Origin of the sequence: Succinimonas amylolytica DSM 2873 (assembly GCF_000378405.1) — a bacterium.
Taxonomy (GTDB): domain Bacteria; phylum Pseudomonadota; class Gammaproteobacteria; order Enterobacterales; family Succinivibrionaceae; genus Succinimonas; species Succinimonas amylolytica.
The window spans coordinates 1,303,174-1,304,930 of the sequence record NZ_KB899636.1 but is presented as its reverse complement, the minus strand read 5'-3'; the positions used below and the strand labels follow the sequence as shown (position 1 = coordinate 1,304,930).

Sequence of the window (1,757 nt, the reverse complement as noted above, 5' to 3'; positions counted from 1 at the left end):
CTTCCGGGAACAACTGCATAAAAATCAGACTCCGGAGGCTGGTTAACCTGAAAGCTACTTCGATGAACATTGGGAAGTCATATCCTACGGCTTCCCTCAAAATCAATAGATCTTCCTAAAAATACTTCTCACGTTTCGGAAAAGCAAATTTGCTTCTTCCTCTCTGGTAACTTAGCAATATCTATTTATCTCATTCTTTATTCCGGTGTAATCACTCCAGATTTAGGATTACTGTATCTGGTGTAAAAAAATCTGTTACAGCTGTAACCCGTAATTTACAGGTGTAACGAAATGATCTGGAGGGGCAAAATCACTGAGCAGAATGAAAGTTAGTGCCGGACAAACCTAGCAAGCAAAAAAGGGACAGACTCAGAGAGCATCGACACACTATAAAAAACAATTAAACGATATTCATGTTAACCATGACAAATATTGGATGATGACCCCGTAAACAGGTATCATCTTTAAGTTTAAGGCGGTGTCGCAGTAAGAAACTACGGCACTGCTGTTTCCTTAAAACTTTAAAGCAAAGGTTTTATATGGCGATAAAGCTCTAATCCTTTCTCCTGCCCGTACTTTGCAACAATAGCTCGATACACCAACATCTTTGCATTTTTCTCTTTATGATTCTTGCTTACAATCGATGCTACAGAATTAAAAATCTCTCCAGAATATTTCTTCTCACGCAATACCTTCTGCACTTTCTCGTTAATGGATGGTTCACAAGGTGACTTTTTAACAGCATCATCTTTTTCCTGATCAACCACCTTGAGATGTTTTTTCACTAATGGCTTTATCAATTCATAAATTGCATGAAAATCATCTGTAACTGCCTTAAGATTAAAATGAATTGAACTCAAGGCCATTTCTTCTTTTATGCCGTCAGCCACCGCCTTCTCAACTTTTACTGCCATTTCTTGCGAACGCCCCGAATTGAGAATAAGGTCTTCAAGATCCTGTTTTAAATCAGAAGGTAGCTGTACATTTATATCAACGTTTTCGACATTTTCTGATGGAGATTCATCGACTGTTTTGCCATTACTATCAATTTGTGATTGGAGGGTTTGCGGTAATTCCTGAACCGGATTATTTGGATTATCTATACTTGTATCAATAGGTATGGCATTTTTTACCGAACTGATATTTATGGCTGCCTGCCGTTTAATTGATATCCCACATTTGCTTTTCCAAAAACTAATGACATTGTCATAATCCTTATCCTTGCTTATTACAATGTAATTATATTTTTCTCCACCAAGGCCAATTGCATAGCCCACAAAAGAGATTAGATGCATATCTAGAGATTGAGAACCTGCGGGAACCTTAATCAACTCATATTTACATCCTGATTTGTTGAGTTGATTGATGTTATCTAGCGTAATAGTCTCCGTACTAGCTGTGTAGAATATGAAAATCAAATCGTCTTTGCTCAGACCTTTTAAATTACTCGTATTAGGTCTAAAGTCAGCACTTTAGGCCTTCTTAAATTTCCACGGCATAGCCTGCTCAAGAATAGCATTTCTTCTTTCATCAGACAGCGATTCATCTTTCAGTTCGTCTCTGTGAATACCCATATATCTGAACAGAAATTCAAGGTAATCTTCCAGGTCAACTCCATGAGCTTTGCAGGTTTCATGAAATGATGAGAACACAGCCGTAGACTTAGCTCCCTCAATAGAGCCAAATCCGCTGGGCATTGAATGTCTCAGCACTGCAAAGTCACGAATAGCTCTCTCGGCGGCCGAGTTATCCAGAGG

At 38.5% G+C, this 1,757-nt stretch carries 2 protein-coding genes; both read right to left on the bottom strand.

Features of this window, described 5'->3' with window-relative positions:
- Positions 1-521: 521 nt before the first annotated feature.
- On the bottom strand, positions 522-1,433 hold the full coding sequence (locus tag F557_RS21045; protein ID WP_281167341.1) for a PIN domain-containing protein: 912 nt from the start codon (positions 1,431-1,433) through the stop codon (positions 522-524).
- A gap of 39 nt (positions 1,434-1,472) precedes the next feature.
- A partial coding sequence (locus F557_RS23240) for a hypothetical protein (protein ID WP_019001309.1) occupies positions 1,473-1,757 on the bottom strand: 285 nt, incomplete at its 5' end.